This is a genomic window from Sphaerothrix gracilis Ecp01 (assembly GCF_030405905.1).
GTDB lineage: Bacteria > Cyanobacteriota > Cyanobacteriia > Phormidesmidales > Phormidesmidaceae > Sphaerothrix > Sphaerothrix gracilis.
On sequence record NZ_JASATW010000008.1, the window covers coordinates 147,903 to 163,188 of the forward strand.

Consider the following 15,286-nt stretch of genomic DNA (forward strand, 5'->3'; position numbering starts at 1 on the left):
CCTGGGTCAAACCCCAGCTGTAGCTAAGCGGTCTGGTACTTAAGAGCTTGGTTGTAGCAGCGATAGGCTTCATTTATCTGGCCTAGCCGGTGCAGCGCCACCCCTTTGAACAGCCAGGCTTGGGCTTGCTTAGGGGCAGTTTTCAAAGCCCGATCGCAAGCGGCCAGGGCTGAGCCAGGTTGATCTAAGTGTAGCCAGCAGACGGCTTCTGAAACGCTGGCTTCTGAAACGCTGGCGCTGAAAGCCAAGGCTCGCTGAAAACTGGCGATCGCCTCGTGATATTGGCCCAGATTTGCCAGCGCATCACCGCGCAGATACCAGATCTCCTCATCATCGGCTCCTTCACTCAGAAGTGCCTCTGCCGTGTTAAAAGCAGCCTGGTACTGCTGTAGCGCTAACAAAGCTTGAACAGAAGAATAAAGCGGATTAGAGACGCTGCGATCGCAGGCGAGAAATTTTTGCTGAAATTGCTGGGAAACTGAAGAAGTTGTAGACAATTGCTTTAAAAATTTTTGGGGCATCGGGAGCAAACACCCGGTTTTTCTAAACGCACAAATCGCTGACGAGACAGCTCTTACTAAAGAGACTGCCCGCTGATGAACCCTAATAGTTAAGGACTTAACATTCTTTAGCGATCGCTAAAGCTATTGCCTCACCTCATCCAGAATAGCGATCCTCTTATTGGTCAACTCAATCCTTTGCATAAGTTAATCATTTGGTTAAGGAGAAAGCTTTTCCCTTAACTATTTCTCTAGCTAGAGGTCATTTCTAGTACCGCTACCATTTGCCCCGCAATTTAGACGGCCATGTAAAGCAATGTTTCATTGTTGACGTCAAAACGCTTTGCCGTCTTGACAGCATCTAAAAAAAGCCGCTATTGTGTCATTCATACCCGGGGACTCCTTATTTAAGAGCAATATGTCAGATAAGCAAAAGGTCACACTCTATATTTCTCCAGACCTGCATCGTCAATTAAGGGTTCGGTCTGCCCTTGATGGAGAGGCGATGTCTGCTATAGCTGAGCGGGCCCTTGATTTTTACCTCGCCCATTCTGAAGTAGTCGATAACATTTCGGACGGCCTTGATGGTCACAGTCATCAGGTTTACAGTTGTCCGCAGTGCACCACCTCAGTTGTAGTGCGTGACGGGGACTTAGTTTCACTTGCCAGTCAGCCTGCCGTCGAGGATGAAGGACTATCTGAGGCAGTGCAGGGTTTAGTATCGAGTTCTCCCAGTTCTCATTCTCCTGACGGTGGCGAGCTTGTTCCCTGCTGAAGACGGCAGATCAGGTAAGCGTTGACCCATTGGGCGGCTAAGGTTTCACTGAAGGTCGAAATATTTCGTATCTAGTCTGAGAGTTAATCAAATTTATTCGTAGTCTAGGCGTAACTGCTACTTACGTATCAGATTTTTCCAAAATTCTCAGCTAGGTTTTCAATTAGTTGGTATTGTCTCTAGGGGCGATGGTTATGAGAGAAGAACTTAGTGTTCTAGTAAAGGCCCAGTATCCTCTAATTTATTTAGTCACATTTGAAGAAGAGCGAGCTGAGCAAACCATCGCAGCCTTGGCGCAACAGCAGCGGCCTCAGCGACGGTTCTATACCTGGACAATGACCCACGGTATTGTGGAGCACGGTCAGCCTCGCACGGCCACCCAGCACAACAACACGGTTTCTCCCGAAGCCGCTGTGGAGTGGGTCATGCGGCAGCGCGAACCCGGCATCTACGTTTTCAAGGATTTGCATCCCTTTCGAGATTCTCCAGCCGTGACCCGCTGCCTGCGCGATGCGATTAGCAGCTTTCGCGGTTCTCAGAAAACCATCATCCTTATGTCTCCGGTTCAAGAAGTCCCCATTGAGCTAGAAAAGGAGATTGTTGTACTTGACTATCCGCTGCCCAGCATGTCGGAGCTGAATCAGGTACTTTCCAAGGAGCTAGATCAGGCAAAGAGTACCAGCATATCCACCGAGGTACGAGAGAAACTGCTAAAAGCAGCCTTGGGACTCACTCGCGATGAAGCGGAGAAGGTCTACCGCAAGTCGCGCGTCATGACCGGCAAGCTCACTGAAGGCGAAGTTGATATTGTCCTTTCAGAGAAGAAGCAGCTCATTCGCCGCAATGGTATTTTAGAATACATTGAAGAGGATGAGACTATCGATTCCGTTGGCGGCATTGATATTCTCAAGCACTGGCTCAGGCAGCGTTCCAATGCTTTTTCGGAGCGGGCTAGAGAATATGGTCTGCCTCAGCCCAAAGGACTTCTAATTCTAGGGGTTCCTGGCTGCGGTAAGTCGCTAGTGGCAAAAACCACGGCGCGGCTTTGGGGGTTGCCCCTGCTGCGGCTAGACATGGGCCGGGTTTACGATGGCTCTATGGTGGGGCGATCGGAGGCCAACTTGCGTAATGCGCTAAAAACAGCGGAATCTATCTCTCCTACCCTACTGTTTATTGACGAGATTGATAAAGCGTTTGCGGGCGGAGCGGGTTCAGCTGACTCGGATGGAGGCACTTCCAGCCGTATATTTGGTTCATTCTTGACCTGGATGCAGGAAAAGACTTCCCCAGTCTTCGTCATTGCTACCGCTAACCGAGTTGAGCGACTACCGAGCGAATTCCTGCGCAAAGGGCGCTTTGACGAAATTTTCTTCGTCGATCTGCCCAATACCGAAGAGCGCAAGGAAATTTTTAGAATTCATCTGCAAAAGCGCCGTCGGGATATTTCACGCTTCGATCTCGACCAGCTCAGCAGCGTTTGTAAAGGCTTTTCGGGAGCAGAAATCGAGCAGGCTATTGTGGCCGCCATGTATGAGGCGTTTGCTCAAAACCGTGAGTTTACGCAGCTCGATATTATTGCAGCGATTAAATCGACGCTGCCGCTTTCGAAGACTATGGCAGAGCAGGTAACTGCCCTCCGGCAGTGGGCCAGCAAGCGGGCTCGCTCTGCAACTCCACCCGACGAACGGGAAGAACGCGAAATCGAATACAAGCGGATGGAGTTTTAACAGGCTTTCTCTCCTGCTCCCAACAGGAGGAAAGGCTAGCGCCAGCTAGCAGTTTGCGTCACTCAGTTCTACAGCTTTTAGCCAACGGCTGATGTGACTTGTATCAACTCTCAAACCTCGTTGTCTCTCTCAATTTCTCTACAGGAGGAAACAGAATGTCTCACTTTAGCACTTTACGCACCAAGATCACTGAGTCTGAGATTCTCAAGGCTTCTCTGCGGGATCTCGGCATTACGGTCAAGACCGAAGCTGACGTTCGTGGCTACAACGGTCAGCGGGTTCGCGCTGACATCGTTGCAGTTCTCGAAGGTGAGTACGATTTGGGCTGGTCTTGCAATGCAGACGGCTCCTATGACCTGATTGCTGATCTCTGGGGCGTTGCTAAGAAGCACAACCAGACCGAGCTAATTAACTCTATCAACCAGAAGTACGCCATTAACAAGACGCTGGCTGAAGTCAAGCGCCCTGGCCTACAGAACGCTAACGTCAAGCTGGTACTTCAGTAGTTTCCAAGCGTTCCCGACTTTTTTGGGGCTAGCCGATTGGCTAGCCCATTTTTTTGGCTGAATTCATATAGACTTGCCTTATGGTTTTACAGGTGGGGCTGGCAGCGCCACGACTCACCTCATAGCGGCTTTGTTTATGGCTATTGACTTGTCTTTGCACCAGCAGGAAAAGATTCAGACACTGATTAGAACCGCTGGTCAAAAGGCCCAGCAGTTTTCCAATCAAGAATTTCAGGTTTTTGAAAAAGGTGCTGAAGACTACGTTACCAATGTCGATCGCCTCTTAGACAAACTACTGGCCTCTGAGTTTGCGGCTCTATTTCCCCAGGACGGCATCATTACAGAGGAAAACGCGGCATCTCGTCGCATTTTCGGCCAGGAACAGCCACAGCTTTGGCTAATTGATCCCATTGATGGCACTGAAGACTTTATCCATCGCCGTCAGAACTATGCCGTTATGGTAGGGCTGCTGCGGCACTATCAGCCCGTCTGCGGTTGGGTCTATGCCCCAGCGCATCAGCGCTTTTATTGGGGCGGTCAGGGATGGGGCCTGTTTCGATCGCTCAACGGTCAGCCGCCTGAACCGCTACTGCCCCAAATGGCAGTGCTAGAACCTGAACGCTGTCCGATTATTCTGGGCGATCGCGATCAGCGGCGCTTTGGTGAGGCGATCGCGGCGCACATTCCGGCGGCTCAATTTTATTCACTCGGCAGCTTTGGCCTAAAGGTGCTTGAAGTGATTCAGGGCCGAGCTGGTCTGTATGTCTATCTCAATGGCCGAGTCAAGCTGTGGGACACGACTGGGCCAATTGCCCTAGCTAGAGCTGCCGGGCTGACCTGCTGCGATCTGACGGGTGCTCCCTTATCGTTCAGGCCAGCCGATATTGAAGCCGAGACGTTAATTCATCGTCAGGCCGTCGTCGTCGGCTGGCCTGACTGCGTCACGGCTCTACGACCCCAGATTCAGCAGGCAGTCGCCCAGGTTCTACAGTCTGAAACCGAGTCAAAATTTTAAAAAACCTGAGATTTTCCCATAAAGCTACCCAGTCTCGGCTGAGATGGGGCAACATAAGTAAGGAAGTCGCCCACCGATATCTACCGACCGTTTTTCCAAGTTCACGCTAGCCTAAATTTTTCCCATGCAGCCTGAAGCTTTCAGCGAGCTTTTTACCCTCTTTAATGCCGCCAATCCTGAAACAATTGATTGGCTCCTAACCGTCTCAACCACCCACGAATATCCGACGGGTCGGGCTGTCCTGATGGAGGATGCCTGGGGTAATGCCGTCTACTTTATAGAGTCGGGCTGGGTGAAGGTGCGTCGCCACGTTGGCGACGAGTTTGTGACGTTAGCGGTGCTTAGCAAAGGCGACTTTTTTGGCGAGATGGCCATTTTAGACGAGTCGCCGCGCTCAACCGATGTCGTTGCCTTGTCCCCCGTTAAGCTGCTCAGCATTTCCGCCCAGCGCTTTATTCAAACCCTATTTAAAGATTCGCAGCTACACCACCGCATGTTACAGCTCATGGTGCAGCGGCTCAGGCAAACAAATCTGCGCTTTCAAATTCGTCATCAGCCCCCTGCCGTCAAGCTGGCGAATACGCTGGTTATGCTCAGCGAGGCTTACGGTCAGACCACCGACCAGGGTACGGATATCTTTGATATCCCCACTGAAGACTTGGCAGATGTGACCGATATTTCAGATGACGAGACGCAAAAGATCATGCATAAGCTAACCGACAAAGGCTGGCTTCAGATCGACAACGAGCAGGGTAAGATTCATATCTACAATCTCAAGCAGCTTTCAGATTTAGCGGATAGGGGGTAAAGCAGGCTAACTTGTGCGGCTTACTAGCCAGCGCGGGGAATATCGGCTTAATTCTGTAGAGATTAAAAGGATTTAGCAGGCTTCAGAACCAGTATGGTAGCTTGTGAGCAAGTCCTGCGATCGCTTCATAGGACTGTGCTGGATTAGGACATATTTATGGCTTTGCAACCACCCCCCCCGCCCTCTATTTCGCCCCGTCAAATGACCATTGTGCGACTTGTGGCTTCGATGGCCTGGTCTGACGGCAACTTAGAAAGGAATGAGGTGGATCTGATGCTCAACCGCTTCAGCAGCCTCTTCTCAAATAGCCCCCAACAGCAACAGCAGCTTCAAGAAGAGCTGCACGCCTATTTGATCCAAAATATTCCGCTAGATGAGCTGACGCCCAAGCTAAAAACCCAGGCCGAGCGAGAACTTGTGCTGAGATTAGGGTATGAGGTGATTAGTGCTAGCGCGCGATCGCCTGGCGAAACGCCTATCAACAGTCAAGAAGCCAGAGCCTATCAGCACCTACTAGATTTGCTAGATTTGTCCCCTAGTGTTGTTAAACAAGTAGAAGCCGAAGCGGAAGCTGCGCTCAATAGCAAGACAGGCATTGTCGATCGGCTGACAGATGAGCTAAAGCAGTTTTTGCAGGGCTAGCTCTGTCAGAGCAGCAGCATTGCTGCCTGTCCCTGACGTTGATTCCAGTCAGGTACAAGGCTGCTAGGCACTCATCTCCAACATGCGCTGAATGGGCCGGAGAGCAGCGATGCGAATGTCTTCGGGCAGCGTAATTTCGGGCTGGCGATTTTTCATTGCTAAGTAGAGCTTTTCTAGCGTATTAAGCCGCATGTGGGGGCACTCGTTGCAGGCACAGTTGGTCTGGGGCGGAGCCGGAATAAACAGCTTACGGGATACCTGCTTCTGCATTTGGTGAATAATGCCAGGCTCAGTGGCGACAATAAACTGGTCTTTGGCGCTTTGCTGCACGTACTTGAGTAAGGCGGTGGTAGAACCAATAAACTGCGCCTGCCGCAGCACAGGCTCCTCGCATTCGGGGTGGGCCACGACTTCGGCCTCCGGATACTCCATCTGTAGCTGCACAATTTTCTTTTCAGAAAATGTCTCATGTACAATGCAGCTTCCCTGCCACAGCAGCAGCTCCCGCCCGGTTTGCTCCATGACATAGCGACCTAGATTGCGATCGGGAGCAAAGATGATAGGCCGCTCAGGTGGAATCTGATTGACAATTTTGACGGCGTTAGAGCTGGTACAGATAATGTCGCTCATCGCTTTGATTTCAGCCGTACAGTTGATGTAAGACACTACCCAGTGGTTGGGATGGGCAGCTTTGAACTGAGCAAATTCAGCGGGCGGGCAGCTATCTGCTAAAGAACAGCCCGCATTAAGATCAGGTAAAAGAACCAGCTTGTCGGGGTTGAGAATTTTGGCAGTCTCCGCCATAAAGTGAACCCCAGCAAACACGATGACATCGGCATCTGTGCTAGCCGCTTTTTGCGATAGCCCCAAAGAATCCCCAATGTAGTCGGCCACGTCTTGAATATCTGGCTCTTGGTAATAATGGGCCAGAATCACCGCATTCAGGTCTTTTTTCAGGGTTTCGATCGCGGCAAATAAGTCAGTCGATGAGGGGAGAGGACTCAGTTTTGGCGTTGCTGTAGTAAACACTAGATACTCGACTTTTTTGTGAAGTCCATGATTTGAACTATTTAGAATTATAGTTGTTTTCACCAAAAATGAATAGGGGGGGTTGACTGGCGAGCTAGCGACTGGTAGCAGCAAGCTGCTGATGGGGCTGGTGTATTCTTTAGACTTGCTGCTGCCAGGTTTTGTAGAGTTCCGCAACGGCGATCGCCCAGCCTGTCGCTCCCGGCTGCGGAGCGATTTGCCAGCCGCAATCCCTGAGCTGTGGATGGGGACCATCGGCTCCGGGAATGACAACGGCAATATCGACGTTTGCCAGCAGGTCGATGTCGTTGGGACTGTTGCCCAAACCAAGCGTGGTGATGGGTCGATGCGGCATAGCTGCCTGATAGAGCGCTTTGAGCTTGAGTACTGCTACCCCTTTGCCCGCCTCACTGCCAATGAGGTGAGAAAAGCGATCGCCCACGACGACCTGAAAGCCCATCTCAGCTGCGGCGGCTTCTAAATCGGCTGTGGCTACGTTTTTGGGGGTCAGAAATGGTTCGGTAAACTCGCGGGCCTTGGCTTCTTTGGCGTCCTGAGCGGATAGTCCGGTAAGCTGCTGAATCTGCTCTATGGAGAGATCGCCAAATCCTTTCAGCGGACGGCCAATAGACTGGGCTACTGCCTTCAGTCCGGCTCTGGCCATAACGTAGGCGCAACCGAGCTGTAGCAGATGGTAGCTGCCCGCAGGTTCAGCCTCCGGCGGCAGCTCAAAAGCGCCATAGTCGGCTGGGATGAAAATGCCGCTGCCGTTTTCGGTGATGAAGGGAGTTTGAAGCGAGAGCTGCTGAATTAGGGTTTCAACTTCGATGCGGGTTTTGCTGGTGACAGGAATTACCGGAATTGCTTCAGTCTTAAGCTGTTCTAGCAAAGGACAGGCCGCTGCGTAGCTGTAGGTTTCAGACTCTAGCAGGGTGCCGTCTAAATCAGTAAAAATCAGCAGCGCGGGGGAAGTAGTAGACATCGGCTTCAGCTAAACAGGAGCAGCGACCTTTTTATTATTGGGGATGAGGTCGCCCTAGATATGATTTTTAGCAAGTAAATTGACTGGCACTATGGCAATAGGACAATTCTTAAGAGTCAACCGCAAATACTGTCTCTTACCGGGGGTTTTAGCTGGGGCGCTGCTGGCTGGCTGTGGGGGAGCCGACGAAGCCGTCTCAGACGGCGCTGTCGAGCAGGCACTGGCGGCAGAGGGTCAGACCATTCTCAGTACCCTCAACCGAGCTCAAACAGCTTACTACCTAGAAACCGGAGAGTTTGCTACAGATATTGAGACACTAGATGCCAATTTACCCACCGCTACCGATCAGTATCGCTATGAAATCATGCTTACAGATCCTGGAAAAGCAGTGGCGATCGCTGTGGCCCAGCAGCCTGAGCTAGTTAGCTACACCGCAGCCGTCTATGTCGTCAGTGCCGATGGAGACACCCTAGACGGCATTTGCAAAACTGCTACGGCTTCTACAGTGCCTCCGGCAGTGCCCACTTTAGAGGCATCCCAAATTCGCTGCCCTAAAACAGCCCAGCCGATTCAGTCAGACTAAGGCTTTGAGCGAGCGCTTGCTCTAGGTTAGGACTTTGCCCTTTATCCTAGACAAAGGGAATACTGAAAGAACTTGCATGACTAGCCTGAAGCCACCATCCGCCAAAGCCACTCGCATTGCTGTTGTCGGAGATGTTCACGATCAGTGGGAAGCCGATGACGCCACCGCTCTCCAGCATCTTGGTGTCGATCTGGTGCTGCTGGTGGGAGACTTTGGCAATGAGGCTGTGGAAGTGGTGCGGGCGATCGCGGCGCTGAAGCTCCCCAAAGCCGTTGTTTTAGGCAATCACGATGCCTGGTATAGCGCCACGGAATGGGGCCGCAAAAAGTGTCCCTACGATCGCGCCCTAGAAGATCGGGTGCAGCAGCAGCTCGATTTGCTCGGAGCGGCTCACATTGGGTACGGCAAATTGGAACTGCCCCAGCTGAATCTCAGTCTGATTGGCGGTCGCCCTTTTAGCTGGGGTGGGTCTAAGTGGAAGCACGTCAGTCAGTTTTATCAAGCGCGCTACGGCATTGCAAGCTTAGAAGCTTCAACTGCCCATCTGCGATCGCAGGTAGAGCAGACCGAACATGAGCAACTGATTTTTGTGGGTCACTGCGGCCCGGCGGGGCTAGGGGCTGCGCCCGAAGACCTCTGCGGCAAAGACTGGAATCCGGTGGGCGGCGACTATGGCGATCCGGATCTGGCAGCGGCGATCGCCTCAGCACAGGAAATGGGCAAGCAGGTACCGCTCGTTACCTTCGGCCACATGCATCACCGCCTGCGTCACAACAAGGAGCGGCTGCGCCAGCGCTTAGTGCGCGATCGCTCTGGCACTGTCTATCTGAATGCCGCCAGCGTGCCCCGGATCATTAAAACGGAAACGACCTGTTTGCGGAATTTTTCCTTAGTCACGCTTGCCCAAGGCGAAGTGGTGCAAGCGGCCCTAGTGTGGATGGATGAAAATTTTGCGATCGCCTCTGAAGAGGTGCTCTATGCTCGCCCGGTTAAATCCCTCTCAGCTAGCTAATCCAGCCCGGCTTGTATAAAGCCTGGCTGCGGGTAAATTCTAGGTTTAAGCCAACAGGCTATCAGCAGAGCCTGCAATTTTAGGCTTTGGATCCTGCTAGCTGAGCCAGATGAGGCTACCAGCGGTTTTCAAATTCTAAGAGCAGACCAGAACGTTCGTTAAAGTCTTCATAGCTGGTTGTGCCCCTGAGGGTAAACTGATCGCTGATGCGGTAGCGCAGATTGAACTGGGGTGGATCGTCCGCAGTGACAATCTTCAGCAGCGAGGCTGAAAGATTATTAGAAAGGTTAAAGCCAACTTCTGCTCCCAATTCAAGACTGCCCCCGGTTTCTTGGGCCGACGAGCTATTAGCTGGAAATAGCCTGAACTCGCTGAGGCTGAGAGCACTGCCAATCGTATCCTGCACGGCAATCAAGAAGGCGCTGCCGGCCAGGGTCACCAACCCCTGAAACTCATCCCCCCCGCCAGAGCCGACCGATTCTAAAGCACTGACAAAGCCGCCGCTCAGCAAGGCTAGAATTTCGCCTTCGCTACGGGGGGGAGAACTGGAAAGCACGATATTGTCAGCTACGTTGCTGTTGAGCTGGCTAGCTGGCCCCATGACCTCAGCTCGAATCCGAATAGTTTGGATAGAACCCTGGTTGAGTCCTAGCAGCTCGGTTGGCGGTTCGCTGCGCTCAGAGGGTGGGTAAGGGGTGCTATCGGCAAACGTAAATCCGGGAGCGTTGGCCTCCTGCAACGAGGTCTGTAGCGTTACATTCAGATCCGGATCTAGCCCTTGACCGGGAGAGAAAGTCGCCGTATTGTCATCACCGACAACGCGGAACTGGGTCGTATAGAGATTGACGCGACCGCGCGGCAGAGAAATAATGCCATCTGGCTGCAAATTACTGAAGGTGCCGTCAATCGTCAGCGTGCCTTCAGCAATAAAGTTGAGCAGATTGCCCTGCACAATTTGAATATCGTCTCCTAAAGTCAGCTCCAAATCGCTGAGCTGAGGCGGTGAAACAATTGCGGCGGCCTGAGATTCAACACTGCTGGTGCTGGCAGTTTCCGCGCCGCCTCTTTCTGGCAAGAAGACGCGGCCATCTGAGAGCAGCACCTCGCCGCCAATCAGGGGAGCCAAAGCGCTGCCGCCCAGCACGACTGTTCCTTCCACGTTGCCGCTGTAAAGCCCCTTGAAGTTGATCGCCAGCTGCTCTAGGGCGATCGCCAAGGGCTGCTGAGCAGCAGGGACGTCGGGCTGAAAATCTTCAATGTCAGGATCAGTTGTAATGGGAACGAGCAAGGGGAAGACGCCCTGTCCGGTCACCTGCCCGTTGCTCAAATCGCCTGATAGATTTTGCACCACAATTTGATTACCTTCAAAGCTAGCTAGGGCTGAGAAGTTAGTCAGGTTTTCATCAGGCAGCAGGATAGAGCTGAGCGTGGCATTTTCCACCTGAGCCTGTCCCGTAATGCTGGTAATGAGCGGAAAAGGAGAGTAGTCAGGCCACACGCCAACGGCATCAAACTCCACCTCGCCGTCTCCTGATTCCCAAGTTACCTGCCGGGTGAAAAGATTGAGCAGGGCCAGTCCTTCGTCGCTAACCTGCGCACTGGCCTCAAAGCGATCGCTGTCAGGGTATACCGTCATAAAGTTGAAACGGTAGGGAAAACTGGCTGTCACCACTAGCGGATCGGGTTCTTCTACCACGACGCGGCTAATCAGGTTAAAGCGGGCTTCATTGTAAATAAAGTCGGCCTTAGCCGAGGCAATACTGCGATCGTTAATTTCGCCGTCTTCTAAGGTAACGGTGCCTCTCAACTGCGGATCCTGTAGGCTGCCGGTCAAGCTAGCGGTGGCGTCAAGTCTGCCATCTAGGCTCACTGGCAGGCGTCCTATCAGGCGGCGCAGCCGGGAAACAGGCAGATTTTCAGCCGTCAGGTTTAGCGTGCGGCGCTCGGCATCTGCGTCTCTCAGGGCCACATCGCCTACCAGGCTGAGGAAGATATCCTCTTCTAGCGATCGCAGACTCACCGGATTCAGCATCAAAATGCCGTCTGAATACTCCCCTTGGGCCACCACTTCGTCAATGGCATAGTCATTGCCCCAGCGCCATTGATCACCTGTCAGGTCAAATTCAACGTCTATCCCCGTCTGGGACGAGCTAGCGAGCTGTACCTGGCCGGTAAAAGTGCCCGTCAGTTCCGACAGGGGCGGGAAGGGAGCCGCGGCGGCTTCGGCGGCTTCAATATCTTCTAGGGCTTGAATTTCAGAAAAGCGCTGAAGCTGCCGCAGGAGAGAAGCGTTAGCGCTTCCGGCGGGCTGAGTTGCGAGGTAAGCTTGCACCTGTTCGGGCGAAAGTTCTGCGCCCAACGGTGCCCGGAAGCCCCGCCGAAAATCAGCAAAGTCAGAAATTTGCAGCGCCGCCAAAATATCTTGAATTTTGCCCTGGGTGACTTCTATATCAGCTAGCAGCGTCGGCGTTACCCCCGGCGCATAGCGACCGCTGAGCAAATATTCGCTCTCCCCTCGCAGGAGACGTGCCCCTGTTAGCTGAGCCACGCCGTTCTCGTAGGCGACTCGTCCGGTCAGGCGATCGGCAGTGATATAGCCGATCCCCGGCTGATCAACATTAAACTCAGCTACAAAATCCTGCTCTTGTAGATCGATGACCAGCAGGGCTTCGTCAATGCGACCGCTGATCTGACCGACATTGGCAATGCCGCCGGGGGGGAGATTTAGCGCTACCAGCGGGAAGTCTTCAATTTCGACCCGCAGCAGGTCGTCTTCGGTCGTCCGGCCCAGCGCGATCGCCTCGTCTAGCTCCACGGTAAAGTTCAAATTGCGATCGCTGAGGCGATAGTCTACCTGGATTTGATCTTCTGGCCCCAGCAGCGCCAGGTTGAACTGGTTGCTGTTGGTCAGGCTAATTTCCCCTACTAGGCGTGGATCAAAGGCTAGCTCATTTACTACTAAGTCAGAAAGAGCCAAATCCCCCTGCAGATTCAAATTGCTGGGAGTGCCCGAAAGCCGTCCCTGAAAGTCGGCCCGTCCGCCTAAAGCAACAAATTGGGGCAGATTGACGGGTAGGGCCTGTAGCGGGTAATCGTCAGTGCGCAAGTTGAGATCGATGTTGGCGATCGCCGGGGCGTTGGCGCCGCTAAGGCGAGGCGTAATCGTGCCGCTGGCCTGCAGCCCGGCCCCGCTGGCTTGGGCAATATTGATCTGGCTGCCATCCCAGGAGAGGGTGGCTGTCAGGGGCTGGGCTAAATCCCTGAGCTGGGCCGAGTAGCCCGCAAAGCTAGCCAATCCCTGTGAGAGAGCTACGTTTCCCTGTGCCCGAATGCCCGCCAGGCTGAGATTGTCAACGCTGCCGGAAAGCTGTACTCGACCGCTGGCATCGCCCCGCAGGGCCGAGGCGAACTGATTTAAGCCAACCCCGCCGCTGCGCACATCCGCGTTCCACAGACCGTTGGCTAGAGAGACATCGGCATCGAGCTGACCTGAGGCCAACTGCACCGCAATATCTCCCTGGCCTCGAATCGCCGCTAAGCTAAAGTCTGTAACGCTGCCAGAAACCTGAGCCTGACCGCTGGCGCGACCCTGCAGGGCTGAGGCAAACTGGCTGAGTTCTAAGCCACTGCCGCGAATATTGGCATCCCAAAAGCCATTGGCTAAAGCCGCATCTACATTTAAGCGACCTGCGGCGAGCTGTAGGGCCGCATCTCCTTCAGCCTGAATGCCCACCAGACTTAGATCGTTGAGGCTACCGGAAAGCTGAAACTGACCGTCAGCGGTGCCGTCTAGCTGATCGGTAAACTGGCCTAGCTGAATACCCTGTCCCCGCAGATTCGCCCGCCACTGGCGATCGACCAAAGTGCCGCTGCCGCTGACAGTACCTCCCGCCACCTGCACTACCGTATCGTTGAAGTTGATGCGATCGCCCGCAAATGCAATCGTGCCGCGACTGGGATAGGAGGCCCCCGGCGCGCGCCAGTTGACGGCTCCCCGCAGATTGTTCAGCGGCCCGGCCACTTCAGCGTCTACTGCCAGCCGCCCAATCTGCACCGCCTCCGGTAGCCCATAAGCCTGTCCGATGGCATCGGCGGGCAGCGCTTGCCCTTCTGCCTGCAAGAACAGTTCTCCTGTTTCCCCTAGACGATAGCGACCCCGACCGACTAGGCGTCCTCCGGCTGTGGGCAGAGCGCGAAACTGATTAATGGTGAGGGTCGGGCGATCGAAATCAAAGTCAAGGGCTAGCTCGGCAAAGCTGACTCGATCAATCAGAGCGCTGCCCAGAGAGTTAATCGTGCCGCTGACATTGGGATCGGCTAGCGGCCCGGTAACAGCGACCTCAGCCGTAAAGGCTCCTTCCGCTTCGATGGGTAACTCTACCGTCAGCGTATCAGCCACCTGATTGAGGGTGAAGCGATCAATGCTGCCTTCGAGGTCATAGCCTTTCTGCAGGTCAACAATGCCAGCGGCGGCGGCCTCAATTTCCCCGTAGCGAGCGGTGGTGTCCTCTAGGGCAATCTCAGAGCCGCTGAAGCGCAGCTGGCTGTCAATGTCCGTAATCGGCTGAGGTAGAGCATCAACGGCCACGCCCCCGTCTATAATTTCGGCTGTCCCCGACAGTTTTAGGGGCTCATCTGGGCGGACTTCAATCTCAGTATTGCCGCTGACTAATCCTGACTGAATCTCCAGCGGTAGCGGTGCTTTAACAAAAGAAAAAGCGAGCGGGGCAAAGTCAGCAATCCGCACTTCCTGAGCCGTCACCGCAATATTGGTATTAACGCCAGCCCCAAACTCCTCAGTTTCAACTCCTTCTGGCAGCCGCAACAGAGAACCTTTAACCTCAAGCTGCCCTCCCACAGTAGGTTTAGCCGCTACCTCAAAGTTAATTTCCTGGGGTTCTATCGCGATTTCCTCAGCTTCTTCTACCGGCAGCCTGTAAGCCTCAAACTCAACCTCACCGGCAATGTCCTCCAGCGAGATTAAATCATCTGTAGCATCAAGCTCATTGTAGGGCACCAAAATGAGCTGTCCGTCAGCGACGCTCACCTGGGTTAGCTTGACTTCGATAAAAGGTTCTTCTTCTCGCTCAGGCAGCTCTATGTCCGTCCACTGACGCGCTGGGTTCTGCTCTAAGTAGCCCCGCACCTCGTTTAGCTCTAGCTGCAGATCCAAATCGCGGGTCAGCAGCGTTTCTAGCAGATTGAACCTGACGACAACGGATTCAGCGAAAATTTCGTCTGGGTCTGTCTCAGTGGCGGGGACGGCAGATGGCCCAAAGCGAAGACTTGAAAGGGTTACTCGCTCAACCTCGCCTAGCTCAATTGGCCGATCTAGCAGATCGCTGAGAATTTGTGAAATTCGGGGTGACAGCCGCTCATGAATAAAAATCCAGGCCCATAGCGCTCCGCCTGTTACGACCAAAACGGCGATCGCCCCCAAAATCAGGCCGATTCTAGTCCAAACCTGACCTCTCGATGAATCATCGCCAGACGACTCAGGCTCAAGCTGGGGAGAATTTGTCATGACTGCTCTGTACCACCCACCTCGCCATACTCAATCAAACAGACATCCTGCTTCCTGCCAAGTCTAGCAGTCTAGGGATTCTTGTTAAGTCTGTAGTCAAAGAAAATTGATAGCCGCTGTAAAGGAATAATGAGTGACCTACAGGTAAGGGGTAGTCACTAGGCTAAAATCACATCGATGCCT

12 protein-coding genes are annotated in these 15,286 nt (G+C 53.4%); 8 read left to right on the forward strand and 4 right to left on the reverse strand.

Annotated features, from left to right (window positions below; all coding sequences use genetic code 11):
* Nucleotides 1-23: 23 nt before the first annotated feature.
* A complete protein-coding gene (locus tag QJQ48_RS10915) occupies nt 24-497 on the reverse strand; it encodes a tetratricopeptide repeat protein (protein WP_346291261.1) in 474 nt (157 codons plus the stop codon).
* A gap of 421 nt (nt 498-918) precedes the next feature.
* Here QJQ48_RS10915 and QJQ48_RS10920 point away from each other — a divergent pair, with 421 nt between their 5' ends.
* The 6 genes from QJQ48_RS10920 (at nt 919) to QJQ48_RS10945 (ending at nt 5,973) form a co-directional block, all read left to right on the forward strand.
* A complete protein-coding gene (locus QJQ48_RS10920; protein WP_487247697.1) occupies nt 919-1,275 on the forward strand; it encodes a slr0373 family blue light stress response protein in 357 nt (118 codons plus the stop codon).
* A gap of 194 nt (nt 1,276-1,469) precedes the next feature.
* Nucleotides 1,470-3,002, forward strand: coding sequence for a stress-responsive protein Ycf46 (gene ycf46, locus QJQ48_RS10925; RefSeq protein WP_346291263.1), 1,533 nt, complete (start codon nt 1,470-1,472; stop codon nt 3,000-3,002).
* A gap of 155 nt (nt 3,003-3,157) precedes the next feature.
* Nucleotides 3,158-3,508 carry a DUF1257 domain-containing protein gene (locus QJQ48_RS10930; RefSeq protein WP_346291264.1) on the forward strand — a complete coding sequence of 117 codons (351 nt, stop codon included), beginning with the start codon at nt 3,158-3,160 and terminating at the stop codon, nt 3,506-3,508.
* 136 nt (nt 3,509-3,644) lie between these two features.
* Nucleotides 3,645-4,523, forward strand: a complete 879-nt coding sequence (locus QJQ48_RS10935; RefSeq protein WP_346291265.1) for a 3'(2'),5'-bisphosphate nucleotidase CysQ family protein — start codon at nt 3,645-3,647, stop codon at nt 4,521-4,523.
* A 124-nt stretch (nt 4,524-4,647) separates the two neighbouring features.
* On the forward strand, nt 4,648-5,331 hold the full coding sequence (locus QJQ48_RS10940; protein WP_346291266.1) for a Crp/Fnr family transcriptional regulator: 684 nt from the start codon (nt 4,648-4,650) through the stop codon (nt 5,329-5,331).
* A 156-nt stretch (nt 5,332-5,487) separates the two neighbouring features.
* Nucleotides 5,488-5,973 (forward strand): tellurite resistance TerB family protein, encoded by a 486-nt coding sequence (locus QJQ48_RS10945; protein WP_346291267.1) that lies wholly within the window; start codon nt 5,488-5,490, stop codon nt 5,971-5,973.
* Between the two features lie 63 nt (nt 5,974-6,036).
* Here the strand turns inward: QJQ48_RS10945 and nadA are convergent, their stop codons facing one another.
* Nucleotides 6,037-7,002, reverse strand: a complete 966-nt coding sequence (nadA, locus tag QJQ48_RS10950) for a quinolinate synthase NadA (RefSeq protein WP_346291268.1) — start codon at nt 7,000-7,002, stop codon at nt 6,037-6,039.
* A 139-nt stretch (nt 7,003-7,141) separates the two neighbouring features.
* Nucleotides 7,142-7,984 carry an HAD-IIB family hydrolase gene (locus QJQ48_RS10955; RefSeq protein WP_346291269.1) on the reverse strand — a complete coding sequence of 281 codons (843 nt, stop codon included), beginning with the start codon at nt 7,982-7,984 and terminating at the stop codon, nt 7,142-7,144.
* Between the two features lie 91 nt (nt 7,985-8,075).
* On the opposite strand from QJQ48_RS10955, the gene QJQ48_RS10960 reads away from it, so the two are divergent.
* Nucleotides 8,076-8,567 carry a type IV pilin-like G/H family protein gene (locus QJQ48_RS10960; protein ID WP_346291270.1) on the forward strand — a complete coding sequence of 164 codons (492 nt, stop codon included), beginning with the start codon at nt 8,076-8,078 and terminating at the stop codon, nt 8,565-8,567.
* Nucleotides 8,568-8,643: 76 nt separating this feature from the next.
* Entirely contained in the window at nt 8,644-9,579 is a 936-nt protein-coding gene (locus tag QJQ48_RS10965) for a TIGR04168 family protein (protein ID WP_346291271.1), read from the forward strand.
* A gap of 115 nt (nt 9,580-9,694) precedes the next feature.
* Here QJQ48_RS10965 and QJQ48_RS10970 read toward each other — a convergent pair whose 3' ends face one another.
* Nucleotides 9,695-15,103 (reverse strand): translocation/assembly module TamB domain-containing protein, encoded by a 5,409-nt coding sequence (locus QJQ48_RS10970; RefSeq protein WP_346291272.1) that lies wholly within the window; start codon nt 15,101-15,103, stop codon nt 9,695-9,697.
* Nucleotides 15,104-15,286: the final 183 nt, after the last annotated feature.

Coding starts and splice junctions, on each gene's coding strand:
- QJQ48_RS10920 (WP_487247697.1), top strand. CDS start 919: ATGTCAGATAAGCAAAAGGTCACACTCTATATTTCTCCAGACCTGCAT.
- ycf46 (WP_346291263.1), top strand. CDS start 1,470: ATGAGAGAAGAACTTAGTGTTCTAGTAAAGGCCCAGTATCCTCTAATT.
- QJQ48_RS10930 (WP_346291264.1), top strand. CDS start 3,158: ATGTCTCACTTTAGCACTTTACGCACCAAGATCACTGAGTCTGAGATT.
- QJQ48_RS10935 (WP_346291265.1), top strand. CDS start 3,645: ATGGCTATTGACTTGTCTTTGCACCAGCAGGAAAAGATTCAGACACTG.
- QJQ48_RS10940 (WP_346291266.1), top strand. CDS start 4,648: ATGCAGCCTGAAGCTTTCAGCGAGCTTTTTACCCTCTTTAATGCCGCC.
- QJQ48_RS10945 (WP_346291267.1), top strand. CDS start 5,488: ATGGCTTTGCAACCACCCCCCCCGCCCTCTATTTCGCCCCGTCAAATG.
- QJQ48_RS10955 (WP_346291269.1), bottom strand. CDS start 7,984: ATGTCTACTACTTCCCCCGCGCTGCTGATTTTTACTGATTTAGACGGC.
- QJQ48_RS10960 (WP_346291270.1), top strand. CDS start 8,076: ATGGCAATAGGACAATTCTTAAGAGTCAACCGCAAATACTGTCTCTTA.
- QJQ48_RS10965 (WP_346291271.1), top strand. CDS start 8,644: ATGACTAGCCTGAAGCCACCATCCGCCAAAGCCACTCGCATTGCTGTT.
- QJQ48_RS10970 (WP_346291272.1), bottom strand. CDS start 15,103: ATGACAAATTCTCCCCAGCTTGAGCCTGAGTCGTCTGGCGATGATTCA.